Raw genomic sequence first — 22516 nt, 5'->3', positions numbered from 1 at the left:
CCCGATCAGCTGGTCACGTCGGTGAAGGTGACCCGGACGGTGACCGGCGTCGTCTCCAGCACGGCGAACATCGAGCGGGTCAGCGGCGCGAGGGCGGGGTGCGGGGCGAAGGTGGCGGCGCGGGCGACCACGTCGTCCTCGGGGAGGAAGACCGCGGTGCCCGTGCGCCACCGATCGTTCTGGAAGACCCGGACATTCGGGTTCGCGCCGATGTTCAGGCCCCAGCCCGAGCGCATCCCGTGCTGGCAGATGATCCACGCGCCGTCGGCGTCGAAGAGCACCGACACCGGGACCCGGCGCGGTTGACCGGACTTGCGGCCGACGGTCTCGATCTCGGTGGCCAGGGTGGTGCGGACGCCGACCCGGCCCAGGGCGCGCACGGTGGGATTCATGACGTAGCGGCCCAGCACCCGCTCGCGGCGGAACTTGCGCGCGGCGCGATCGGCGGCCGGTGCGGCGGATCGCTTGGCGCGGAAGGCATCCACGCCGTGGTGGCGAACCATCTGCACGGCGGTCCGCCAGGGCGACCGGGCCGGATCCGGGTCCGCGCCACTGCCGATCAGATGCAATTGGTCGGTGTGCCACTGCAAGTCGAGCGCGCCGTCGAAGGCCTTCAGATTTCCGTTGGTGGCCAGGCGCGGCGGCAGACCCAGCGTGATCCGCGGCGGGCGCAGCTCGCCGGTGCGCCCGGTGAGCAGATCGCCCGCGGCCGTGGGGAATACCGCCGTGGGACGACCCAGGCCGACCACCTCGCAGAGCCCCGACTCGACCGCCTCGGACATCCCCGCCACGGTCCGGAAGCCACCGGTCACCGCCAGCGGGGTGGCGGCGGCGACCCGGCGCACCGTCTCGGCGTAGTCGAGGAAGTACGCCTCGCGCGCCCGGGTGCTCGCCCCGGCCTGCCGCGGGCGGCCCATCATGGCGGGCGATTCGTAACTGCCGCCGCTGATCTCGATCAGATCGACCGCTTCGGCGGCCAGCCGGGCGACGACCTCCCGGGACTCCTCCTCGGTGAAACCCCCGCGCTGGAAATCCGCCGAATTCAGCTTGATGCCGAGCGCGAACCCGGGACTCACCTGCCCCCGAATGGATTTGACGACCTCGAGCACGAACCGCGCCCGGCGCTCGGGATCGCCGCCCCAGGCGTCGGTGCGCTGATTCGAGATCGGCGAGAGGAACTGCGACACCAGGTATCCGTGCGCGCCGTGGATCTGCACGCCGTCGAACCCGGCGGCCTCGGCCACCCGGGCCGCGGTCCCGAACCGCCGGATGATGTCGAGGATCTCGTCCTCGGTGAGCGCGCGGGGCGCGGGCAGGCCCGGAATGGTCAGCGCGATGGCCGACGGCGCGACCGGTCGATGCCGGGTGACGATCGGATTGGCTTGGCGGCCGGGATGATTCAGCTGCACCCAGACCGGGGTGCCGCCTTCCTTGCCCGCCTTGGCCCAGCGGGTGAGGGCGTCGAGATGCCGTTCGTCCTCGATGGCGACATTGCCCGGCTCACCGAGGTGCCGGCTGTCGACCATCACGTTGCCGGTGACGACGAGCCCGAAGCCGCCCGTGCTCCAGCGCCGGTACAGCCGTTCCAGGCGTTCGTCGGGCGCGAGCTCGGCGTTGCCGAGCCCCTCGCTCAGGGCGGATTTCATGATCCGGTTGGGCAGCACCTGACCGCAGGCGAGCGGTAGTGAATCGGGCAGGGTCGGCATCGCTGGGTCCCGTTCGTCGTGGTCGGCTTCGGTAAACCGATCGGTATACTCGGACCGTAGTACACCGATCGGTCTACATCAACCGTAGACTGGGTCCCACCAGTCGACGAAGAAAAGGGGCACCGATGGCCGCCAGGGACAAATTGCTGGCCAGTGCTATCGACCTCATGCGGCGCAACGGCATCGCCGGCACCGGCATCGCGCAACTGCTCGACCACAGCGGCATCTCCCGCCGCACGGTCTACCTGAACTTCCCCGGCGGCAAATCCGAGCTCGTCGCCGAGGCCACCCGGGTGGCGGGCGAGGCCACCAGCGCCCTGATGCGTACCTTCACCGCCGGCGCGGACGTGGCCTCCTGCATCGCGGCCTACCCCGCCATGTGGCGAGAAGTCATGCTCGCCAGCGATTTCAGCGCGGGCTGCCCGATCCTGGCCGCCGCCCTCGGCCGTACCGAATCCCCCGCCGCCGCGGACGCCGCCGCCCAGAGCTTCACCGACTGGGAGGAGATCCTCGCCGAGCGCCTGCGCGCCGAACACGTCGAACCCGAAACGGCCCGCTCCCTGGCGACCACCATCATCGCCGCGGTCGAGGGCGCCGTCGTGATGTCCTTGGCCCAGCGCTCCGCGGCCCCCTTGGAGCGCACTGGAAAGCATGTCGCCGAACTCGTCGCGCAACACACGCGCAAGGCCCCTGCGGAAAGCTGAACCACCAGGGCGTCGAACTATCTCCGGCGCAGAGCGGTAATGCGTTCGGCGAGCTGGTCCGCGGTGGCCAGCGCCGTGGGCGGCCCGCCGCATTCGCGGCGCAGCTCACCGTGGATGACGCCGTGCGGCTTGTTGGTGCGGTGGTGATGCATGGCGACGAGGCTGTTCAGTTCCTTACGTAGCTCGCCCAGTTTGTCGGCGGTGGCGACACGCTCGGTAGCGGTCGCGACGTGCGCCGAGGGCTCGGCCGCGGCGGCGGCACTGCGATCGGAAACCTGTTTGGTCTGGCGTTCCCGCAGCAGCGCGCGCATCTGGTCGGCGTCCAGCAGGCCGGGGATGCCGAGATAGTCGGCCTCCTCGGCGCTGCCGGCGATGGTGGCGGTACCGAAGGAGTTGCCGTCGTAGATGAGCTGGTCGAGTTCGGCGTCGGCGTGCAGGGCGACGAACTTGCGTTCCTCCTCGCCCGGCTCGTCCTTCTGCTTGTTCGCGTCGATGAGCAGTTCGTCGTCGAGCGCGTTCTTCTCACGGTGCGGCTTGCCGATGATGTGGTCGCGCTGCAACTCCAGCTGCGCGGCCAGATCCAGCAGCACCGGCACCGAGGGCAGGAACACGCTGGCGGTCTCACCGGCCTTGCGGGCACGCACGAATCGGCCGATCGCCTGCGCGAAGTACAGCGGCGTGGAGGCACTGGTCGCGTAGACGCCGACCGCGAGACGCGGAACGTCGACGCCTTCGGACACCATGCGCACGGCCACCATCCACGGCTGGGTGCTGTTGGCGAACTGGCTGATCCGGTCCGAGGAGGACGGGTCGTCGGAGAGCACCACCGCGGGCTTCTCCCCCGAAATGTGTTCCAGCAGCTCGGCGTAGTCGCGGGCGCGTTCCTGGTCGGTGGCGATGACCAGGCCGCCCGCATCCGGCATGCCGGCCACGCGGAGCTGGCGCAGGCGGGTGTCGGCGGCACGCAGCACCGCGGAGATCCAGTCACCGGCCGGGTCGAGCGCGGTGCGCCAGGCCCGGGCGGTGTGCTCGGCGCTCAGCGGCTCGCCCAGGCGGGCGGTGTACTCCTCGCCCGCGCTGTCGCGCCAGTGCGCCTCGCCGGAGTAGGCCAGGAACACCACGGGCCGCACGACGCCGTCGGCGAGCGCTTCGGAGTAGCCGTAGGTGTGGTCGGCGCGCGACTGCGGCAGGCCGTGCTCGCCGGGCTCGTAGGTGACGAACGGGATCTGGCTGTCGTCGGAGCGGAACGGGGTACCGGTCAGCGCCAGGCGGCGGGTCGCGTCGCCGTACGCCTCCGCGGTCGCCTCACCCCAGCTCTTCGCGTCGCCCGCGTGGTGGATCTCGTCGAGAATCACCAGGGTGCGGCGGTTCTCGGTGCGCACCCGGTGCCGCGCGGGATGCGAGGCCACCTGGGCGTAGGTGACGACCACGCCGTGATAATCGCCGGAGGTGCCGCCGGTGGCGTTGGAGAAGCGCGAATCCAGCTGGATGCCGGCGCGGGCCGCGGATTGGGCCCACTGGTGCTTGAGGTGCTCGGTGGGCGCGACCACGGTGATCTGGTCGACGGTGCGGTCGGCCAGCAGTTCGGCCGCTACGCGCAGCGCGAAGGTGGTCTTACCGGCGCCCGGGGTCGCGACGGCCAGGAAGTCGCGTGGTTTGGTCGCGAGATATTTCGTCAGCGCCCGGCGCTGCCACGCGCGGAGCTGCTGGCCAGATCTACCCGATGCTTCCGAATCGCCCGGCGAAGCCTTGTCTCCCGCCGCAGCGCCACCCGACCCAGTCACGCAGAAGACCCTAGCGGGCCGACTCGGCGTGTTGCTAAACCGACGCGGCGCGGGCGATGGGCATCACATGCCGACCGGGCACAACACCACCGTTCCGCCGGTCGACACGGCGTGTCGATTACCAGCGGGTCGCGTCGTGTCCGCGACAAAGCGGTGTTGCGGGCCCGTATGCGCGATGCTGTAAGGACCATGAACGACGCCCGGCCCGCCGAGAGTGAACCGCCGCCGATCCACAGCGGCGGCGGTGGCGCGCGCCCCTCGCGCACCGCCCTGATCACCCGCCGCGTGCGGCGCTCGGCCCGGCACAGCCGCCGCGTCGTGTTCCGGGTGGCGCAGAAGGCTTGGGACAACTCGATTTTCACCAAGTCCGCGGCCGCGGCGTTCTGGCAGACACTCTCGCTGGCGCCGCTGCTGCTCGGCGTGCTCGGCAGTCTCGGGTACGTCGGCGGCCTGTTCGGGCCCGACACCGTCAACATCGTCGAAGCCAAGATCATCAGCTTCAGCCGCGAACTGTTCAGCCCCACCGTGGTCAGCGACCTGATCGAGCCGACGGTCAACGACGTGCTCGGTCGCGGGCGCGGCGCGGTGGTCTCCTTCGGTTTCGTGCTCTCGCTGTGGGCCGGATCCTCGGCGATGTCGACCTTCGTCGACGCGATCGTCGAGGCGCACGGCCAGCAGGACGCGCGGCATCCGGTGTGGCAGCGCATCTTCGCGCTGCTGCTGTATGTCGGCTTCCTGATCGCCTCGGTGTTCCTGCTGCCGCTGGTGGCGCTGGGCCCGCGGCTGGCCGGGCGGGTGCTGCCCGATGTCTGGCGTGAACAGGGCATCCGGCTGCTGGACAGCTTCTACTATCCCGGCGTCGGCCTGCTGCTGATCGTGGCGCTGGCCACCCTGTACAAACTGGCGCTGCACCGGACGCTGCCCTGGCATCGGCTGTTCTGGGGTGCGGTGGTGGCGGGTGTGTTCTTCATGGCCGCCAGCGAAGGCCTGCGCCAGTACCTGTCCTGGATCAACGCCACCGGTGTCACCTACGGCGCGCTGGCCACGCCGATCGCGTTCTTGCTGTTCACCTATTTCCTCGGCTTCGCGGTGATCCTCGGCGCCGAGTTCAACGCCACCGTGCAGGAGTTCTGGCCGGCCCGGGCGACCCGGATCGAGCAGATGAAGGAGTGGCTGGCCAACCAGGTCCGCGGGGACGACGACGAGGACGACGAGCCGGGGGCGGACGAGGAGCGGCGGCCCGAGGACCGCGTACTGACGCCCGGCTCACAGCACTGAGCACGACCGCGCCGAAGGGCGGGCCGTGCTCACGACCGGACGACCAGGGGGCTCAGTCGCCCTTGCGCAGGCCCTTGTAGATCTCCTCGCACGCCGGGCACACCGGCGAGCCCGGCTTGGCCGAGCGCGTCACCGGGAAGACCTCGCCGCACAGAGCCACCACGTGGTTGCCCATGACCGCACTCTCGGCGATCTTGTTCTTCTTCACGTAGTGGAAGAACTTCGGGGTGTCGTCGGCCGTCGTCTCGTCGGTCGTCGTATCCGGACGAGTCATGGTGTCGGTACTCACGCATTCCATGATGCCGCATTCCCCGGGGCCCGCCGAGCGCGACCGCCGATTGTGCGACACTCGGAGTCATGCAGCAGTACGGCGACACCTCCGACGCCGACGACATCGGCAGCGGTGCTCGCCCAGACGTCTCCATGCCCTCCACGAAACCCGCCTCACGGGGATTCTTTCCCGGCAACGACGAGAAACACCCGGTTCTGATCACCGAAGCGGCCGAATCGCTGGAAGATCAGCACCGCAGGCGCGTCCGCCGGTACACGATGATCATGGCGTTCCGCATCCCCTGCCTGGTGCTGGCGGCGGTCGCCTACAGCCTGTGGGAGAACTGGGTGATCTCCCTGCTGATCATCGGCGTCTCCATCCCGCTGCCCTGGATCGCGGTGCTCATCGCCAACGACCGCCCGCCGCGGACCAAGGACGAACCCAGCCGCTGGGACGGTCGCAAGCAGGCGGCCCTGGAAGCCGGGCCGCACCGCGCGATCGAGCACTGAACCGACCTACCTGGTCACGCCGCGACCGCCGGTTTCGGCCGGCGGATGACGATCGACATCATCGCCGCGATCCCGCACAGTCCGCCCGCCACGTACCAGGCCAGATCGTAGGAACCCTGCAGATCGCGGATCACGCCCGCGCCGGTGGCGGCGATCGCCGCGCCGACCTGATGCGAGGCGAAGACCCAGCCGAAGGCGATCGGGCCGTCGGCGCCGAACAGCTCCCGGCACAGCATGACCGTCGGCGGGACCGTCGCGATCCAGTCCAGCCCGTAGAAGATGATGAACACCCACATGCTGGGCTCGGTGTCGGGCGCGAACAGCGACGGCAGGATCAGCAGCGACAGCCCGCGCAGCGCGTAGTAGCCCAGCAGCAGGTAGCGCGGGTCGACCCGGTCGGTGAGCCAGCCCGAGAAGATCGTGCCGGCCACATCGAAGATGCCGACCAGCGCGAGTAGTCCCGCGGCCGTGGTCTGCGGCATGCCGTGATCGTGGGCCGCGCTGACGAAGTGCGTGCCGACCAAGCCGTTGGTCGACATGCCGCAGATCGCGAATCCGCCTGCCAGCAGCCAGAATCCGGGCCGGCGCGCGATCTGCCCGAGCACCGTCAGCGCCCGCAGCGCACCGCCGTGCGGCGGGGTCCGCAAGCCGACCGTGCTGCCCGGCTCCGCACCGTAGGCCAGGACACCGGCGTCACTCGGGAAGTCTCGCAGGAACAGCAGCACCAACGGCACCACCGCCAGCGCGGTCGCGGCCACGATCAGCGACGGCAGCCGCCAGCCGTGGTCGTGCGCTACGGCGGCGACCAGCGGCAGGAAGATCAGCTGACCGGTCGCGCCCGCCGCGGTGAGCACGCCGGTGACCAGGCCGCGCTGGCGCACGAACCAGCGTCCGGTGACCGTGGCCACCAGCGCCATCGACATCGATCCGGTCCCGACGCCGACCAGCAGACCCCAGGTCGCCACCAGCTGCCAGGACTGGGTCATGAACACCGTCAACCCGCTGCCGGCCGCGACCAGCACCAGGGCCGCCGCGACCACCTTGCGGATGCCGAGGCGCTCCATCAGCGCGGCCGCGAACGGTGAGATCAGGCCGAACAGCAGCAGATTGAGCGAGACGGCGGTGCCGATGGTGCCGTGCGACCAGCCGAACTCCTCGTGCAGCGGAGTCATCAGCACGCTCGGCACCGACCGGAACGCGGCCGCGCCGATCAGCGTCAGGAACGTCACCCCGGCCACCAGCCAGGCCGGATGCAGGCCGCGGCGAGGCGCAATGCCGGTGGGATCCACGGGATCTCGGGCGTCGGAGGCGGTACGCAATTCGGTCACCGGAACAGCGTGCGGGATCCGGGGGTTTCGAACGAGTGGCCTGAATGCCACAATGCGTAAATATCTAGCCAAGGCTTCGAGAGGATCCCATGCCCGAGCCACACCTGGTCGCCGTGCTCGCCCTCGAACCCGTCGTCGGATTCGACCTGACCATCCCGGCGATGGTGCTCGGCATGGCCCAGACCGCCGACGGCGCCAGGCTCTACGACGTGCGGATCTGCGGGTTGTCCACCGATCCCGTCGCCTCCACCGGCGGTTTCGCCATCGTTCCCCAGCACGGTCCGGAACTGCTGGCGCTGGCCGACACCGTGATCATTCCCGGCACCCAGATCCCCGGCCCGCGCTACGCGGGCACGCTGCCCGCCGAGGTCGCCGCCGCGCTGGCCACCATCCGCCCGGACGCCCGGATCATCTCGATCTGCACCGGCGCGTTCGTGCTCGCCGCCGCCGGTTACCTCGACGGCCGTCGCGCCACCACCCACTGGTCCTTCGCCGAGGACTTCCGCGCGCTGTATCCACTGGTCCAGCTCGACGACAACCTGCTGTTCGTCGCCGACGACGAAAGGATCTGCACCGCCGCGGGACTCGCCTCCGGCATCGACCTGTGCCTGCACATCCTGCGCACCGATCACGGCAGCGACATCGCCAATCGCGCCGCCCGCTACTGCGTGGTGCCGCCGTGGCGCGAGGGCGGGCAGTCCCAGTTCATCGACCGCCAGGTCCCCGACCCCGGCTCCGATGGCACCGCGCCCACCCGCGCCTGGGCGTTGCGCCATCTGGACGCCGAACTCGACCTGGCCACCCTGGCCGCGCACGCCAGCATGAGCGTGCGCACCTTCACCCGCCGCTTCAAAGCCGAGACCGGGCTCGCGCCGGGGACCTGGATTCTGCAACAGCGCCTGCGGCACGCGCGCCACCTGCTCGAGACCACGGATCTGCCCGTGGACGCGGTCGCCCACGCCGCCGGTCTGGGCACCGCGCACTCGCTGCGCCACCACATGCGCGGGGAGCTCGGTGTCGCACCGATGGCCTACCGGCGGACATTTCGCGCGCGCCCCCTCCAATCAGCCCCGCTCGCAACCGCTTCCACGGGCTGACCGGCGGTATCCGCGCAATTCCGGCGAATTATGCTTTCCGGCAACATATTCCACCCGAGCCGTGGAGACATCTGGCGCGTTCGACACCGCGTCGGGACGCTCCCGAATATGCTCGACAGCCGCACCGGCTCCTCCTACTGTGTGCCGGGACAACGACAAGCGCGGCCGGGACGGCGCGCGTTGCGACGGGACGCGGACCGCGTCCCGCAGTACTCAGGAGACAACATGATCAGGTGGGTCTGGGCGTTCCTCGACCGTCCCGCGGCACGTTTCGACGAGTGTGTGGGCTTCTGGTCCACCATCACCGGCACCGCGCCGTCCGAGCGCCGCGGCGCGGAGCGTGAATTCCTCACCCTGCTACCCGATCCGGCGCTGTTCGCCGCCGCGGGCATCAAGATGCAGGCGGTCACCGGCCTGGGCGGGGTGCACCTGGATTTCGACGTCGAGGACATCCCGTCTTCGGTGCGCTACGCCCTGGATCTGGGCGCCGACCTCGTCGCCAACCATCCCGGCTACGCCGTCCTGCGCTCGCCCTACGGCCAGCTCTTCTGCTTCACCCCCGCGGGCCCGGAGAAAAGCCACCCGGCCCCCGCGCTCGCCGGGCCCGACGGCGCCCTGTCCCGCCTGGACCAGGTCTGCCTGGACATCGGCGCCGCCGACTACTACGACGAATCCCGCTTCTGGACCACCCTCACCGGCTGGGACCAGTCCGAAGCCAGCCTGCCCGAGTTCTCCCGCCTGCGCCCCAAGGAACCCCAGCCCGTCCAATTCCTGCTGCAACGCCTCGGCGAGGACCGCCCCACCACCGCCCACATCGACCTGGCCTGCAGCGACACCGCCGCCACCGCTGCCTGGCACCAATCCCTCGGCGCCACCCTCGTCGAACGCCGAACACACTGGATCGTCATGTCCGACCCCGCCGGCGCCCCTTACTGCCTCACCTCCCGCGACCCGCACGGCCACTGACCGGCGGCGCGGGCCATGGCGGCCCGGTGCGGTACCGGGCATCCGGGAACCGGGCGGCCCGTCACCAGATCGGCGCGGCAGCGCGGCAGCGCGGCAGCGCGGCAGCGCGGCAGCGCGGCAGCGCGGCGGCGCGGCAGCGCGGCAGCGCGGCAGCGCGGCAGCGCGGACGCGAGGTTGTCATGGTCGCGAGGTTTGTCTAGGCCGCTCTGGGGGACGGAGCGACGTCAGTGACCCGCAGGCCGACAACTGCACTGATCCCGCGGGCCAGGGTTCGGAGAGCGCGGCAGCACGAGGGCGCGTGCGGGCGGGGGTGCTCACTAAAGCCTGCGGGCGGGGGCGCGGGGTTCGGCGAAGCTCGCGGTGGCAGAGTATCCGCGTGCCTACGAACCCCACGACGACCGAATCGCTGCTGACCGCGCTGTGCCCTGCTCTGCGGGTGGCGCTGACCCGGGTCGGGTACGACGCCGACACGCTGTTGGCGGCGCTGGGGCCCGATGTGCATGCGGCGCTGGGGCGTTCGGAGCCGGTGCCGGTGCGGCGCGCGGCGCGCGAGCTCGGCGAACTGGGGACGCTGACCCGGCTGTTCCTGCTGGGTGACGCGCTGCCCGACCGGGAGGTCGGCGCCGCGCTCGCACCGGTGCGGGTCGAGCAGGCCGTCGCGGCGGGACTGCTGGAGCGCGCGGGCGACGAGGTGCGCGCGGCGCTGGATCTGCGGCCACTGGACGCGGGCGCGGGCAACCGCTGGATCCTGTCCGATCTCGACGATTCGATGCACCGGCGAACCCTCACCGAGGAACACGTGCTCGGCGTCGGGCACGCGTCGCTGTCGCTGCTGCGCGCCACCCCGACCCGCCCGGTGGGCTCGGTGCTGGATCTGGGCACCGGCTGCGGCGTGCAAGCCGTGCACGCCGCCTCCTACGGCCACACCGTCACCGCGACCGACGTGAACGCCCGCGCGATCTGGCTGGCGCAGGCCACCGCGGCGCTGAACGAGCTCGATATCGAACTGCTCGAGGGTTCCTGGTTCGAGCCGGTGGCCGGGCGGCGCTTCGATCAGATCGTCGCGAATCCGCCGTTCGTGGTCGGGCCCGCGCGCATCGAGCACACCTACCGCGACTCCGGCCTGGCCCTGGACGGCGCGAGCGAACTGGTGATCTCGCAGGCTCCCGGCTTGCTCGCGCCCGGCGGCACCGCGGCCATGCTGGCCGCGTGGGTGCACACCGCCGACGGTGACTGGCGGCAGCGGGTCTCGTCCTGGCTGCCCGCGCACGGCGTCGACGCCTGGGTAGTGCAGCGCGATGTCGCCGATCCCGCCCTCTATGTCGGCACCTGGCTGCGCGACGCCGGCCTGGATCCTCGCGATCCGGCCGCCCAGGCCCGCGCCGAACAGTGGCTCGACGCCTTCCGGTCGGCGGAGGTGGAAGGTATCGGTTTCGGTTTCGTCTATCTGCGCGCCATCGACGGACCCACCGAAGTGCTCGCCGAGGACCTCACCCACGGCTTCGAAGACCCGCTGGGCAACGAGGCCAGTCGGTACTTCGAGCGCTCCGCCTGGCTGCGCGCCGCCGCGGCCGATACCGACCTGGCCTGGAACGCGCGCTTCGCCGTCGACCCGGCGACCGCCCTGGAACGGGTCTACCTGCCCGGCGCGGACGGCTGGAATCAGCAGGTCGCGCGGCTGCATCGCGGGGACGGTCCGCGCTGGCAGCACGAGGTGGATGAGGCCACGATCTCCCTGGTCGCGGGAATGCGTGCCGACGGTTTGCCGTTGTACGAATTGATCGAACTGCTGGCTCTGGCCCACGGATCCGACGACGTTTCACCGGAGTTCGCGGGTGAGGCACTCTCCGTGGTGGCAGGACTCGTGCGTCACGGATTGGTGCGGCCCGTATAGCTATTCGGCTACGGGCGGGCCTCGGTGGCGCGATCAGAACAGCGGTGTTCCGGACACGGATCCTTCTCAGGAACTTCTCAGAGATAGGTCGGCAAAACCGCAGCTCAGGACGGTTTACCGGCGGCTGAAACGGGAACTTTCTCTATGTCGGGTCCGTTGATCGGGATGAGACACCACCGACAGGAGGCAAGTCATGACCAGCCCCGCCACCACTCGTGTGCGCCCCAGCGATTCCGACCTCGACGCCCAGAGCCCCGCCGCCGACTTGGTACGCGTGTACCTGAACGGCATCGGCCGGACCGCTCTCCTCACGGCCGCCGACGAGGTCGAGCTGGCCAAGCGCATCGAGGCGGGCCTCTACGCGCAGAATTTACTGGAGACCGGCAAACGACTGTCGGCCACCCGTAAGCGTGATCTGGCCATCGTCGTTCGCGAAGGCCAGGCCGCCCGCGCGCATCTGCTCGAAGCCAATCTGCGCCTCGTGGTCTCGCTCGCCAAGCGCTACACCGGCCGCGGCATGCCGCTGCTGGATCTGATCCAGGAAGGCAACCTCGGGCTCATCCGTGCGATGGAAAAGTTCGACTACGCCAAGGGATTCAAGTTCTCCACCTATGCCACCTGGTGGATCCGTCAGGCCATCACCCGGGGCATGGCCGATCAGAGCCGCACGATCCGCCTACCTGTGCACCTGGTGGAACAGGTCAACAAGCTGGCCCGGATCAAGCGGGAGCTGCATCAGCAGCTGGGTCGCGAGGCCACCGACACCGAGCTCTCCAACGAGTCCGGCATCCCGGTGGAGAAGATCTCCGATCTGCTCGATCACTCCCGTGACCCGGTCAGCCTGGACATGCCGGTCGGCAACGACGAAGAGGCCCCCCTGGGCGATTTCATCGAGGATTCCGAGGCCACCTCGGCCGAATCCGCCGTGATCGCCGGCCTGCTGCATCACGATGTGCGCAGCGTGCTCGCCACCCTGGACGAACGCGAACAGCAGGTCATCCGCCTGCGCTTCGGCCTCGACGACGGCCAGCCGCGCACGCTCGATCAGATCGGCAAGCTGTTCGGCCTGTCCCGCGAGCGGGTCCGCCAGATCGAACGCGAAGTGATGTCCAAGCTGCGCAAGGGTGAGCGGGCCGATCGCCTGCGCGCCTACGCCAGCTGACCCACCCCGCTGCCCCGGCAGCACACCACTCGGGGTGACCCAGTCGACGGGGCACCTCGCAAGCGCCGACCGGTGCCCGCGCGTCCTGTCCCCTCCGGGTTCGCGCGAACCGGTCGGCCTGTTTTTTCTTCCGCCCGCCTCGAATTTCAGGCCTGGTCGACTTCGACTTCGTATTCGACCTTCTCGTCGACCACGCCGGTGACCTCCACCGTCAGGCCCAGTTGGGTTCCGTCGGCGGTCAGCGTGCAGCGCATGGTGGTGCCTACTTTGCCTTTCAGGTCGCCGGGACAGTCGATGGAATCCGGGGTGCGGCCGACCTTCTCGGTGAGGGTTTGCTGGACGGACTTCTCCAAGTCGGCTTCCTCGATGGTCGGGGTGTAGGTGCAGCCGGCGAGCAGGGCGAGGAAGACGGGGACGGTGATGACCAGGGTGGGTTTCATACCTGGACGGTAGGGATCGGCGCTTGGCAGGTGCTTGGCGTCGGCTTGTGTTGTCGGTCAGGCCAATCGGCGCGGGCCGATGTCGAAGCGGCTGGGTTGCGGGCCGATTCGGACGCGGGCGTAGAGGATGGCGGCGGCGGTGGGTGAGGCCAGGATCGGGTCGCAGGCGAGTTCGCGGATTTCGGGGTGATCGTCGAACATGGCCGAGACGCGCTGGGCCAGTTCGGCGAGCGCGGCCTTGTCGACGCGCGGGCTGGCGGGAGTGCCCGACAGCAAGGGCGCGGCGCGGGGGGCGTCGATCAGGGCGGTCGCTTCGGCGGTGGTCAGCGGGAGGGCTCGGTAGGCGCGGTCGCCGAGCAATTCGATGATCATGCCGGACAGCCCGAACTCGATGACCGAGCCGAAGGACGGGTCGTCCTGGACGCGCAGGACACAGCCGACCCCGGGGGTGGCCATCTTCTGGATGTGCACGGCCGGATCACCGCACAGATCGACCAGGTGGGCGTAGGCCTGGCGCACGGCCTCCGGCCGCCACAGATCCAAGCGCACACCGCTGAGATCCGGCCTGCGCCGCCACATTTCGCCGGTGGCCTTGCCCGCGACCGGGTAGCCGAGCTCCTCGGCGGCGGCCACGGCCTCGTCGGCGCTGCGCACCTCGCGGAATTCGACGACGCCGATCCCGTAGCAGTCCAGCAGTTCCACCGCTTCCAGGTCGCTCAGCCAGCGGCCCTCGCCGGCAGCCGACCAGTCGGCGATCAACCGGCGCGCGCGTTCGGTGTCGATCCCGTCGGGCCGCACCACCGTCGAAACCGGCGTGTTGCGCCACTGGGCATACCGGTGCACCCGGGCCAGCGCTCGCGCGGCCCGCTCGGGATCCGGATAGGACGGGATCGAGCCCCGCGCCGCGGTACCGCCGATCCCACGCACGGCCAGCAGGTTCGGAATCCCCTGCTCGGCGATGAACGTGGTGAGCAGCGGCTTGCCGGAGTCGGGGACGGCCAGCGCGGCTTCGCGGATGGCGTCGGCGAAGCCGGCCATCGGCAGCGGCACCGGCGGCGCGAAAATCACGATGACCGAGTCGATCTCGTCCGACAGCAGGGCGGCGACCACAGCGTCCAGGTACGCGCCCGGTGTCGCCTCCGGCCCCAGATCCACCGGCTCGCCGACCGTCGGCTCGTCCACCGCGCGCTCGGTCGGGCGGGGTTGCCGCACGCCGGGGACCGGGATCGCCCCGGGCCGCCGCACTTCCAGACCTTCACCGTGGGCCGCGTCGACGGCCAGCCAGTTCAGGGCGGCGCTGTTGCCGATCACCGCGACCCGGCGGCCGGCCGGCAGCGGCTGGTAACCGAGCAGGGCGGCGCAGTCGAACAGCTCCGAGATCGAGTCGACCTGCACGATTCCCGCCTGCGCGAACAGATCTCGCACGATCGAGCGGTCCATATCGCCGGTCGGCTGGGCGCGCGCGGCCAACCGGCCGCTGCTCACCGCGACGATCGGTTTGGTGCGCGCCACCCGCCGCGCGATCCTGGAGAACTTGCGCGGATTACCGAAGCTCTCCAGATACAGCAGCACCACCTCGGTGGCGGGATCGGTGTCCCAGTACTGCAGCAGGTCGTTGCCCGAGACGTCGGCACGATTGCCCGCCGACACGAAGGTGGACAACCCCAGGTTGCGCCCGGCGGCCTCACCGAGAATCGCCGCGCCCAAAGGACCGGACTGACAGAAGAATCCGATCCGGCCGCGCCCGGGCAGCACCGAGGCCAGCGTGGCGTTCATCGACACCGCGGCATCGGTATTGGCGATCCCGAGCGCGCTCGGACCGACCACCCGCATCCCGTGCCCGCGGGCCGCGGCGACGAGCGCGCGTTCGGCGGCCACGCCGTCGGCGCCGGTCTCGCCGAATCCGGCGGTCAGCACGACCAAACCCTTGACGCCCTTGGCCATACAGTCGTCGAGCACCGAGTCGATCGCGGTGGCGGGCACCGCGACGACGGCCAGGTCGACCTCGTCCGGGATATCGCGCACCGTGGCGTAGGCGCGCACGCCGCGCACCGACTGCCGGTTCGGGTTCACCGGGAACACCGGGCCCTGGAACCCGCCGGACAGCAGGTTCGCCAGCGCCACCCCGCCGACCCGGGTGCCGACCGTGGCCCCGATGACGGCCACCGAGCGCGGCGCGAGCAGGTTGCCGACGCTGCGCGCCTCGGAGGCGCGCTCGCGGGAATCCCGCACCGAGACAAGCGCTTCGCTGGGATCGATGGCGAATTCCAGGTGCAGCACCGAGCCGTCGCGGCTGCGCTCGACCTGATAGCCGGCATCCCGGAACACCGTGACCATCGCCGAATTCTCGGCGAGCACCTCGGCGACGAACGTGTCGATCTTGTTCTCGGCGGCGGCTCCGGCCAGGTGCTCGAGCAGGATCGAGCCGAGCCCGCGCCCCTGGTGCTCGTCGGAGACCACGAAGGCGACCTCCGCCGCGCGTGGCCCGGAGCGATCCAGCAGCTCGTAGCGGCCCACCCCGATGATGGCGTCGCCCAGCTCGACCACCAGCCCGACGCGGTCGTGATAGTCGACGTGGGTGGTGCGGTACAGATCCTTGGGCGAGATCCGCGGGTAGGGGCCGAAGTAGCGCAGGTAGCGGGTGCGGTCGGAGAGCGCGGCGTGGAACTGCTGCATCCGCTCGGCGTCGTCGGGGACCACCGGCCGCAGCCGCACCACGCCCCCGTCGGCGGCGAGCACGTCGGCCATCCAGTGCTGCGGCGGAGGCGGCGGCACCGCGGGGGTGCCGGGCGTATCCGGGTACGGGGTCGGCTCAGTCACGAGGGTCCTCCGGATCCAGGCCGAGCAACCCGAAAGTGGCCCGGCGCGTGGCCAATACGGCCGTGTCCACGGCGCGCTGGGCGCGGTCGAGGTGCGCGTCTCCAGTTTCCCCCGTGCCACCCGGCCCGTCCCATGGCAGGTATGTGACATCGCCCCCATCGCCCATGGTGCGCGGCGGGTCGGCGGCGGGCGCTTCGGCGCGGACCCGGTCGATCCAGTCCTGCGGGATCGCGGTCTCCGGGGCGATCTCACGGTCCAGCGCGGCGGCCAGCAGATGTGTCCAGGACCGCGGCACCACCCGGACCAGGCCGTATCCCCCGCCGCCGACGGCCAGCCACCGGCCTTCGGCATAGCGGTCGGCCAGCTCGCGCATGGCCAGGAACGCCGCCCGCTGACCGTCCACGGTGAGATCCAGGTCCGCGAGCGGGTCCTCGCGGTGGGTGTCGACACCGCACTGACTGACCACGATCTGCGGCCGGAACGCCGCGAGCGCGCCGTCCGCCACCGCGTGGAACCCGCGCAGCCACTGCGCATCCCGGGCCCCGGGCAGCATCGCGAGATTGATCGCGGTGCCCTCGGCCGCGCCCATTCCCGTCTCCTCCGGCCAGCCGGTGTTCGGCCACAGCGTCGCCGGATGCTGGTGGATGGAGAAGGTCAGCACCCGCGGGTCGCCGTAGAAGGCCCGCTGCACGCCGTCGCCGTGGTGCACGTCCACATCGAGGTAGGCGATGCGGTCGAAGCCGTGATCCAGTAGCCACGAGATCGCGATGGCGGCGTCGTTGTAGATACAGAAGCCCGAGGCCGCGTCCGGCATCGCGTGGTGCATGCCGCCGCCGATGCTCACCGCGCGCCGGGTCCGGCCCTCGGCGATGGCCTGGGCCGCGGCCAGCGTGCCGCCGACGATCACCGAGGCCGCCTGATGCATCCGCGGGAACACCGGATTGTCGGGCGACCCGAGCCCGTGCGGCGGGGCGAGCGGCGCGCCGGGCGGCTGCACCGCCTGCTCGACGGCCTCTATATAGGCGGGGGTGTGCACGCGCAGTAGATCCGCGGGCGCGGCGGGGTTCGGGCGGACCGGCTCGACACCTTCGAGCAATCCCAGACTTTCGGCCAGCGCCATGGTGAACTTCAGGCGCGCCGGTTTCATAGGGTGCTCGGGCGTCCAGGCATAGTCCAGGAACTTCTCGGTCCAGACAACGGTTCCCGATGCCCGAGTGACGGGTGTGGCCATAATCGCCACGGTACGCGGGAAGCTGGGACACCCGTGCGACGTTGCTATGCAGTAGAAAGAGAGCAAGTGCGAACACGGCCAGACGCCGTGCGCCGAAGCCGATTCCCACAAACCCGGCATCGCATCGTGACAGCGGCACACCACGTGACGCGGCCACGATGCGGTTGCCGTGCGTGGGTAGAATTCGTGCCGACGAAGGGGTTAACAGGTGAAGGATCTTGTCGACACCACGGAGATGTACCTCCGTACCATTTACGACCTCGAGGAGGAGGGCGTGGTGCCCCTGCGCGCCCGCATCGCCGAGCGCCTCGAGCAGAGTGGTCCGACGGTGAGCCAGACCGTCGCGCGAATGGAGCGCGACGGTTTGCTGCTGGTCGCCGGTGACCGCCATCTCGAACTGACCGACAAGGGCCGCGGCATGGCGATCGCGGTCATGCGCAAGCATCGCCTCGCCGAGCGGCTGCTCGTCGACATCATCGGCCTGGACTGGGAGAACGTCCACGCCGAGGCCTGTCGCTGGGAGCACGTGATGAGCGAGGACGTCGAGCGCCGCCTGGTGGAGGTGCTCAACCACCCCACCACCTCGCCCTACGGCAACCCGATCCCCGGCCTGGACGAACTGGGCATCACCGCGCCCCCGGCCTCGGAGGAGACGCTGGTACGCCTGTCGGATCTGCCGCACGGGCAGGGCCACGCGGTGGTGGTGCGCCGGCTCGCCGAGCACATCCAGACCGATCCGGAGGTGATCAGCCAGTTGCGCGAGGCGGGTGTGGTGCCCGATGCCCGCGTCACGGTCGAGACCAAGCCCGGCTCGGTGGTCATCACCGTGCCCGGCCACGCCGGGTTCGAACTCTCCGACGAGATGGCCCACGCCGTCCAGGTGAAGCTGGTCTGACCGGTGAAACTTCTGGTGACCGGCGGAGCCGGATACGTGGGTGGCGTCTGCGCGCAGGTGCTGCTCGAACAGGGCCACGAGGTGGTCGTGGTCGACGATCTGAGCACCGGTAACGCCGAGGGTGTGCCCGAGGGCGCCCGCTTCGTCGAGGGTGACATCGCCGAGGCCGGCACCGGGTTGCTGCGGGCCGAATCCTTCGACGGCGTCCTGCATTTCGCGGCGCAGTCGCTGGTCGGTGAATCGGTGCTGAAGCCGGAGAAGTACTGGCAGGGCAATGTCGTGAAGACGCTGCAACTGCTGGAGGCGATGCGCGAGACCGGCACCGGGCGGCTGGTGTTCTCCTCCACCGCGGCGGTGTACGGCGAGCCGGAGCAGGTGCCGATCACCGAGGACGCACCGGCCCGGCCGACCAACCCCTACGGCGCCTCCAAGCTGGCCATCGACCACGCCATCACCTCCTACGCGGTCGCGCACGGCCTGGCCGCGACCAGCCTGCGCTACTTCAACGTCGCCGGCGCCTACGGCGGGCTCGGTGAGAACCGGGTGGTGGAGACCCACCTGATCCCGCTGGTGCTGCAGGTCGCGCTCGGCCACCGCGAGTCCATCGCGGTCTTCGGCACCGACTGGCCCACCCACGACGGCACCGCGGTCCGTGACTACATCCATATCCGCGATCTCGCCCAGGCACACCTGCTGGCGCTGGGCGCCGCCGAGCCCGGTACGCACCGCATCTGCAACCTGGGCAGCGGCACCGGTTTCTCGGTGCGCGAGGTGATCTCGGCGTGCGAACGCGTCACCGGGCTGCCGATCACCGCCGTCGACGCGCCACGCCGGGCCGGCGACCCGGCGGTGCTCATCGCCTCCAGTGACCGCGCGGTCGCCGAGCTCGGCTGGCGCCCGGAGCACAACGATCTCGACGAAATCGTCGGCGACGCTTGGAAGTTCACCCAGTCGCTGGGCGCACGGGCGCACAGCGCGAAGTAGCGGCCTCATCGGACCAGCGGTCCGAGAGCGATACCGAGGTCGGCGGCGATCGAGTGACCGCTGCGCCCTACCCGGCGCAGCGGTCCGGGCCGCATTCCCGAGCGCAGGCCCGATTCCAGCAACCCGGCCATGCAATGGCACGGGTCGGCTTCCAGCGCCGCGTCCAAGGCCATCCCCGCGAACGGGCCGTCGCCGCGCACATAGGCGCCGTAGCCCAGCAGCGCCGCGGCGTCGGCGCGATCGGGGCCCGTCAGGCCCCGCACCATCCGGACCCACAGCCGTTCCGCGGCCGCCGCGTGATCGGTGTAGGCCAGCGCGTACAGCGCCCCGCGCACCGGCGGTTCCCGCAGTGCGCCAACCAGTTCCGCGATGGCCGCCGCCTCGGGCAGCGACCCGGCGGCGGTGTGCGCGACCTCCCACAGCACGCGCTCCAGCAGGCCCCGGTGGTAGCTGTCCAGCTCGCCGTGCCGCACGGCCCGGACGTATCTGTCCCGGCCGCGCTCGAATGCCCCGCCGAGTTCGGCTGCCACCAGGGCGCACAGTTCGGGGTCCGGCGCGAGCACCGCGGTGAGCTGCGCGCGGGAGCTGTGGATCGGCCGCCCGTCGAGCACACTCGCCAGCGCCACCGCCGACTTCCCCGGATCGGGCAGCACGCCGCCGCCGGGACCGCCCAGCAGCGGCCACCAGTGCTCGCCGGTATCGATGGCCGGCACCGCCCAGGCGCCCGCCAGCAGGATTTCGTGTGTGGCCAGGCGTTTGTCGAGCGCGGTGACCAGCGCGACCTGCCGGGCGACGCACCGGGGATCGGGCGGCCCGGGTTGGGCGGCGCCCTCGTCGACGACGACCACCAGTACCTCCTCGGCCTGCTCGGCCGCGCAGATCCGGGACAGGCACTGCGCGATCCGGGCGGCCAACCCGCCGCGGCCGCCCGGCGGGTCCAGATCGAACCGGGCCAGCGCGTCGATGACCGGACCCGAGCCGGGCGGCAGCCCGGCCCGCAGCACGGCCACGACCAGCGATCGCTCCGGGACGAACCCGAGCATCGGCGGCAGCGCGACGATCAGCTCGCCCGGATCGGCGATGCACAGCGGCGAGCGCGCCCACTCCCCGCCGCGATAGAAGGGGGTGGGATCCGCGCAGGCGGGCGCGGGCCGGACCCGCCGCCGCGGAAGTCCGGTGCCGCAGTACGGGTTCGGGGCGCCGTGCCCGAGGGTGGCGGGAAGTTCTGCTGAAGTGGTCATGGGCCGAGCATGCGCCCGGCCGCCGCCGCGGCCGGCCGGGCGAGCTGGGCTTTCGGCACTGCTGGGGACGAACCGGAAATTGGGGATAACCCCCGCTCCCGCGGCTGTCCCGGCGTGAATCTGTCGGTGGCCGGTGTTACAAGCCGCCGCGCGCCGATCAGCGCTCGCGCACCCGCAGCACGGTCGCGGTGAACAACTCGTTCAGCGCCGCCGTGTCCGGCTTCGGCGCGCCGAAGGTCATGTAGGTCACCGTGATTCGCACATCGCCCACCTGACCCAGCAGCGTCTGCATCGACTGGGTCAGCTTGGCCCCGCCCAGATCCGGAATCACGGTGCGGCGCAACGCGATCGAGTCGTCGGCGTCGACCGGCGGCGCGGGATCCAGCTGGGTGGCGACCGTGGTGATCGCCCCGGCCTGGTTGACCCGCAGTTCGGTGCAGCCCGCGAGCTGTTCGCGCAGCGCGGACAACTGCTGCCGGGTTCGGGCCAGTTCGACGGTGATGGTGGCCCGGGCCTCGTCGTCGGTGCCGACCGCGATCGCGGTCTGATCCGGCCCGAACCGCTGCTCGGGCGGCGCGCAGCCGTCCGGATACACCGCCGAGCCGCGCGCGATCCCGTTCAGATCACCGGCGGCCTGCGCGGCGGCCTCGGGCGGCAGCACCACCACCACGTATCCGGCCGGGAACAGTGCCTGCTCCGGCAGCAACTCCTCGAGGCCGATGGCCACGTGCGCCTGCACGGTGGCCGCTTCGCCCGCGACAGGGTGTCCACTGATGGTGGCCCCACACCCGCTGAGGACCATCGCAGAGCTCAGCCAGGCGGCTCCCAGCCACCGAGCGCGTGACGACTCCGGCACACTCACCCGGCCCACTGTGCCAAACCCGCCGGGTCCGCCCGCGTTGCCACGCCGACCGGGACCGGGCGCACGCACCGTCATCCTCGGCCGATTCGGCTTCGAATGCATGAACCGGTGCCGGATCGGGAACCCCTGGAGTTCCAGATCCGGATTCTCCGCCCGTCGAACGGGCGAATTGTGCGGCACGGGAATGCCACGGGCCGATCAGCTGTTCCTCGACGTACGGGTCGGTGTCCACTACCGTGCGCGGTGCTTGTCACCCGCATAGGGGACAATGGACATGGTTGACGCACCGCGCAGTGCAACAACGGGTAACGCCAGGACACCGATGTCCGAGCTACTCGGAAAGCCGGAAAGCGGACCGCGCAGGAAGGAGTACGCGATGGAGCACGAGTCGCGAATGTATGAGCTGGAGTTCCCCGCTCCGCAGCTGTCGTCCGACGACGGCTCGGGTCCGGTCCTGGTGCATGGGCTGGAGGGTTTCACCGATGCCGGGCATGCGGTGCGGCTGGCCACCACGCATCTGCGCGAAAGCCTGGAGAGCGAACTGGTCGCCTCCTTCGACGTCGACGAGCTGCTCGATTACCGCTCTCGGCGTCCCCTGATGACGTTCAAAACCGATCATTTCAGCGAGTACGCCGAGCCCGAGCTGAACCTGTGGGCCGTCAAGGACACCGACGGCACCCCGTTCCTGCTGCTGGCCGGCATCGAACCGGATCTGCGCTGGGAGAAGTTCACCACCGCGGTGCGCTTGCTGGCCGAACAGCTGGGCGTGCGCCGCAGCATCGGCCTGTCGGCCATCCCGATGGCCATCCCGCATACCCGTCCGCTGGGTATCACCGCGCATTCCTCGGATCGCACCCTGATCTCCGATCATCAGCGCTGGCCGGGCGAATTACAGGTGCCCGGCAGCGCGTCCTCGCTGCTGGAGTACCGCATGGCCCAGCACGGGCACGAGTCGGTCGGTTTCTCCGTGCACGTGCCGCACTACCTGGCACAGACGGCCTATCCGGAGGCGGCGCAGACGCTGCTGGAGAACGTGGCCGACAACGCGGGCCTGTCGATTCCGCTGGCCGCGCTCGGCGAGGCGGCGGCGCGGGTGCGCGAGCAGGTCAACGAGCACGTCTCGGGCAACTCCGAGGTGGAGACCGTGGTCAACGCCCTGGAGCGGCAGTACGACAGCTTCGTCACCGCCCAGGAGCAGCAGACCTCGCTGCTGGCCAGTGACGAGGAATTGCCCAGCGGTGACGAACTGGGCGCCGAGTTCGAGAAGTTCCTTGCCGAACAGGGCGGGTACGACGGCGACACGTCGAAGTAGTTCCGTCCGTCCCTGATCGGGCCACCCACCGG

At 70.5% G+C, this 22516-nt stretch carries 19 protein-coding genes; 10 read left to right on the top strand and 9 right to left on the bottom strand.

Features of this window, described 5'->3' with window-relative positions:
* Nucleotides 1–5: 5 nt before the first annotated feature.
* Nucleotides 6–1706, bottom strand: a complete 1701-nt coding sequence (locus AB0H76_RS06630; protein ID WP_357318280.1) for a nitroreductase family deazaflavin-dependent oxidoreductase — start codon at nucleotides 1704–1706, stop codon at nucleotides 6–8.
* A gap of 125 nt (nucleotides 1707–1831) precedes the next feature.
* On the opposite strand from AB0H76_RS06630, the gene AB0H76_RS06625 reads away from it, so the two are divergent.
* Nucleotides 1832–2410: a TetR/AcrR family transcriptional regulator gene (locus AB0H76_RS06625; RefSeq protein ID WP_357318278.1), complete on the top strand. Its 579-nt coding sequence runs from the start codon at nucleotides 1832–1834 to the stop codon at nucleotides 2408–2410.
* A gap of 17 nt (nucleotides 2411–2427) precedes the next feature.
* Here AB0H76_RS06625 and AB0H76_RS06620 read toward each other — a convergent pair whose 3' ends face one another.
* Nucleotides 2428–4089: a DEAD/DEAH box helicase gene (locus AB0H76_RS06620; protein ID WP_357320481.1), complete on the bottom strand. Its 1662-nt coding sequence runs from the start codon at nucleotides 4087–4089 to the stop codon at nucleotides 2428–2430.
* 294 nt (nucleotides 4090–4383) lie between these two features.
* Between AB0H76_RS06620 and AB0H76_RS06615 the strand changes: the two genes are divergently transcribed.
* Nucleotides 4384–5472 carry a YihY/virulence factor BrkB family protein gene (locus AB0H76_RS06615; RefSeq protein WP_357318276.1) on the top strand — a complete coding sequence of 363 codons (1089 nt, stop codon included), beginning with the start codon at nucleotides 4384–4386 and terminating at the stop codon, nucleotides 5470–5472.
* 52 nt (nucleotides 5473–5524) lie between these two features.
* On the opposite strand, the gene AB0H76_RS06610 is transcribed toward AB0H76_RS06615, so the two are convergent.
* On the bottom strand, nucleotides 5525–5761 hold the full coding sequence (locus tag AB0H76_RS06610; RefSeq protein ID WP_357318274.1) for a DUF3039 domain-containing protein: 237 nt from the start codon (nucleotides 5759–5761) through the stop codon (nucleotides 5525–5527).
* A gap of 134 nt (nucleotides 5762–5895) precedes the next feature.
* Between AB0H76_RS06610 and AB0H76_RS06605 the strand changes: the two genes are divergently transcribed.
* Nucleotides 5896–6252 carry a DUF3099 domain-containing protein gene (locus tag AB0H76_RS06605; protein ID WP_357320478.1) on the top strand — a complete coding sequence of 119 codons (357 nt, stop codon included), beginning with the start codon at nucleotides 5896–5898 and terminating at the stop codon, nucleotides 6250–6252.
* 14 nt (nucleotides 6253–6266) lie between these two features.
* Here AB0H76_RS06605 and AB0H76_RS06600 read toward each other — a convergent pair whose 3' ends face one another.
* On the bottom strand, nucleotides 6267–7580 hold the full coding sequence (locus tag AB0H76_RS06600) for an MFS transporter (RefSeq protein ID WP_357318272.1): 1314 nt from the start codon (nucleotides 7578–7580) through the stop codon (nucleotides 6267–6269).
* Between the two features lie 89 nt (nucleotides 7581–7669).
* Between AB0H76_RS06600 and AB0H76_RS06595 the strand changes: the two genes are divergently transcribed.
* The 4 genes from AB0H76_RS06595 to AB0H76_RS06580 all read left to right on the top strand — a co-directional run bounded on the left by AB0H76_RS06595 (nucleotide 7670) and on the right by AB0H76_RS06580 (nucleotide 12699).
* Complete coding sequence (locus AB0H76_RS06595; RefSeq protein ID WP_357318270.1) at nucleotides 7670–8677, top strand: helix-turn-helix domain-containing protein; 1008 nt, start codon at nucleotides 7670–7672, stop codon at nucleotides 8675–8677.
* Between the two features lie 225 nt (nucleotides 8678–8902).
* The gene (locus AB0H76_RS06590; protein ID WP_357318268.1) at nucleotides 8903–9643 is read left to right on the top strand and encodes a VOC family protein; all 741 of its coding nucleotides are present in this window, start codon (nucleotides 8903–8905) and stop codon (nucleotides 9641–9643) included.
* 376 nt (nucleotides 9644–10019) lie between these two features.
* On the top strand, nucleotides 10020–11537 hold the full coding sequence (locus AB0H76_RS06585; protein WP_357318265.1) for a methyltransferase: 1518 nt from the start codon (nucleotides 10020–10022) through the stop codon (nucleotides 11535–11537).
* Nucleotides 11538–11730: 193 nt separating this feature from the next.
* The gene (locus tag AB0H76_RS06580) at nucleotides 11731–12699 is read left to right on the top strand and encodes a sigma-70 family RNA polymerase sigma factor (protein WP_357318262.1); all 969 of its coding nucleotides are present in this window, start codon (nucleotides 11731–11733) and stop codon (nucleotides 12697–12699) included.
* 146 nt (nucleotides 12700–12845) lie between these two features.
* Here the strand turns inward: AB0H76_RS06580 and AB0H76_RS06575 are convergent, their stop codons facing one another.
* The 3 genes from AB0H76_RS06575 to AB0H76_RS06565 form a co-directional block, all read right to left on the bottom strand.
* A complete protein-coding gene (locus AB0H76_RS06575; protein WP_357318260.1) occupies nucleotides 12846–13139 on the bottom strand; it encodes a DUF4333 domain-containing protein in 294 nt (97 codons plus the stop codon).
* A gap of 57 nt (nucleotides 13140–13196) precedes the next feature.
* Nucleotides 13197–15887 (bottom strand): GNAT family N-acetyltransferase, encoded by a 2691-nt coding sequence (locus tag AB0H76_RS06570; protein WP_357320475.1) that lies wholly within the window; start codon nucleotides 15885–15887, stop codon nucleotides 13197–13199.
* 64 nt (nucleotides 15888–15951) lie between these two features.
* Nucleotides 15952–17190: an acetoin utilization protein AcuC gene (locus AB0H76_RS06565; RefSeq protein WP_357318257.1), complete on the bottom strand. Its 1239-nt coding sequence runs from the start codon at nucleotides 17188–17190 to the stop codon at nucleotides 15952–15954.
* A gap of 208 nt (nucleotides 17191–17398) precedes the next feature.
* Here AB0H76_RS06565 and AB0H76_RS06560 point away from each other — a divergent pair, with 208 nt between their 5' ends.
* Nucleotides 17399–18085 (top strand): iron dependent repressor, metal binding and dimerization domain protein, encoded by a 687-nt coding sequence (locus AB0H76_RS06560; protein WP_357318254.1) that lies wholly within the window; start codon nucleotides 17399–17401, stop codon nucleotides 18083–18085.
* A 3-nt stretch (nucleotides 18086–18088) separates the two neighbouring features.
* A complete protein-coding gene (galE, locus tag AB0H76_RS06555) occupies nucleotides 18089–19069 on the top strand; it encodes a UDP-glucose 4-epimerase GalE (RefSeq protein ID WP_357318251.1) in 981 nt (326 codons plus the stop codon).
* Nucleotides 19070–19074: 5 nt separating this feature from the next.
* Here the strand turns inward: galE and AB0H76_RS06550 are convergent, their stop codons facing one another.
* Together AB0H76_RS06550 and AB0H76_RS06545 are read right to left on the bottom strand one after the other, a co-directional pair.
* Nucleotides 19075–20310, bottom strand: coding sequence for a DUF4192 domain-containing protein (locus AB0H76_RS06550; protein WP_357318248.1), 1236 nt, complete (start codon nucleotides 20308–20310; stop codon nucleotides 19075–19077).
* A gap of 157 nt (nucleotides 20311–20467) precedes the next feature.
* On the bottom strand, nucleotides 20468–21172 hold the full coding sequence (locus AB0H76_RS06545; protein WP_357318245.1) for a sensor domain-containing protein: 705 nt from the start codon (nucleotides 21170–21172) through the stop codon (nucleotides 20468–20470).
* Between the two features lie 376 nt (nucleotides 21173–21548).
* Between AB0H76_RS06545 and AB0H76_RS06540 the strand changes: the two genes are divergently transcribed.
* On the top strand, nucleotides 21549–22484 hold the full coding sequence (locus AB0H76_RS06540; protein ID WP_357318242.1) for a PAC2 family protein: 936 nt from the start codon (nucleotides 21549–21551) through the stop codon (nucleotides 22482–22484).
* Nucleotides 22485–22516: the final 32 nt, after the last annotated feature.

The organism is Nocardia sp. NPDC050712 (genome assembly GCF_040654295.1).
Classification (GTDB): Bacteria; Actinomycetota; Actinomycetes; order Mycobacteriales; family Mycobacteriaceae; genus Nocardia.
This window is presented reverse-complemented; position numbering and strand designations above follow the sequence as displayed.

Excerpts from the sequence above, each read along its gene's own strand:
- AB0H76_RS06630 (WP_357318280.1), bottom strand. The coding sequence starts at position 1,706 with ATGCCGACCCTGCCCGATTCACTACCGCTCGCCTGCGGTCAGGTGCTG.
- AB0H76_RS06625 (WP_357318278.1), top strand. The coding sequence starts at position 1,832 with ATGGCCGCCAGGGACAAATTGCTGGCCAGTGCTATCGACCTCATGCGG.
- AB0H76_RS06615 (WP_357318276.1), top strand. The coding sequence starts at position 4,384 with ATGAACGACGCCCGGCCCGCCGAGAGTGAACCGCCGCCGATCCACAGC.
- AB0H76_RS06605 (WP_357320478.1), top strand. The coding sequence starts at position 5,896 with ATGCCCTCCACGAAACCCGCCTCACGGGGATTCTTTCCCGGCAACGAC.
- AB0H76_RS06595 (WP_357318270.1), top strand. The coding sequence starts at position 7,670 with ATGCCCGAGCCACACCTGGTCGCCGTGCTCGCCCTCGAACCCGTCGTC.
- AB0H76_RS06590 (WP_357318268.1), top strand. The coding sequence starts at position 8,903 with ATGATCAGGTGGGTCTGGGCGTTCCTCGACCGTCCCGCGGCACGTTTC.
- AB0H76_RS06580 (WP_357318262.1), top strand. The coding sequence starts at position 11,731 with ATGACCAGCCCCGCCACCACTCGTGTGCGCCCCAGCGATTCCGACCTC.
- AB0H76_RS06575 (WP_357318260.1), bottom strand. The coding sequence starts at position 13,139 with ATGAAACCCACCCTGGTCATCACCGTCCCCGTCTTCCTCGCCCTGCTC.
- AB0H76_RS06570 (WP_357320475.1), bottom strand. The coding sequence starts at position 15,887 with ATGGCCGACGTGCTCGCCGCCGACGGGGGCGTGGTGCGGCTGCGGCCG.
- AB0H76_RS06565 (WP_357318257.1), bottom strand. The coding sequence starts at position 17,190 with ATGGCCACACCCGTCACTCGGGCATCGGGAACCGTTGTCTGGACCGAG.
- AB0H76_RS06550 (WP_357318248.1), bottom strand. The coding sequence starts at position 20,310 with ATGACCACTTCAGCAGAACTTCCCGCCACCCTCGGGCACGGCGCCCCG.
- AB0H76_RS06540 (WP_357318242.1), top strand. The coding sequence starts at position 21,549 with ATGGAGCACGAGTCGCGAATGTATGAGCTGGAGTTCCCCGCTCCGCAG.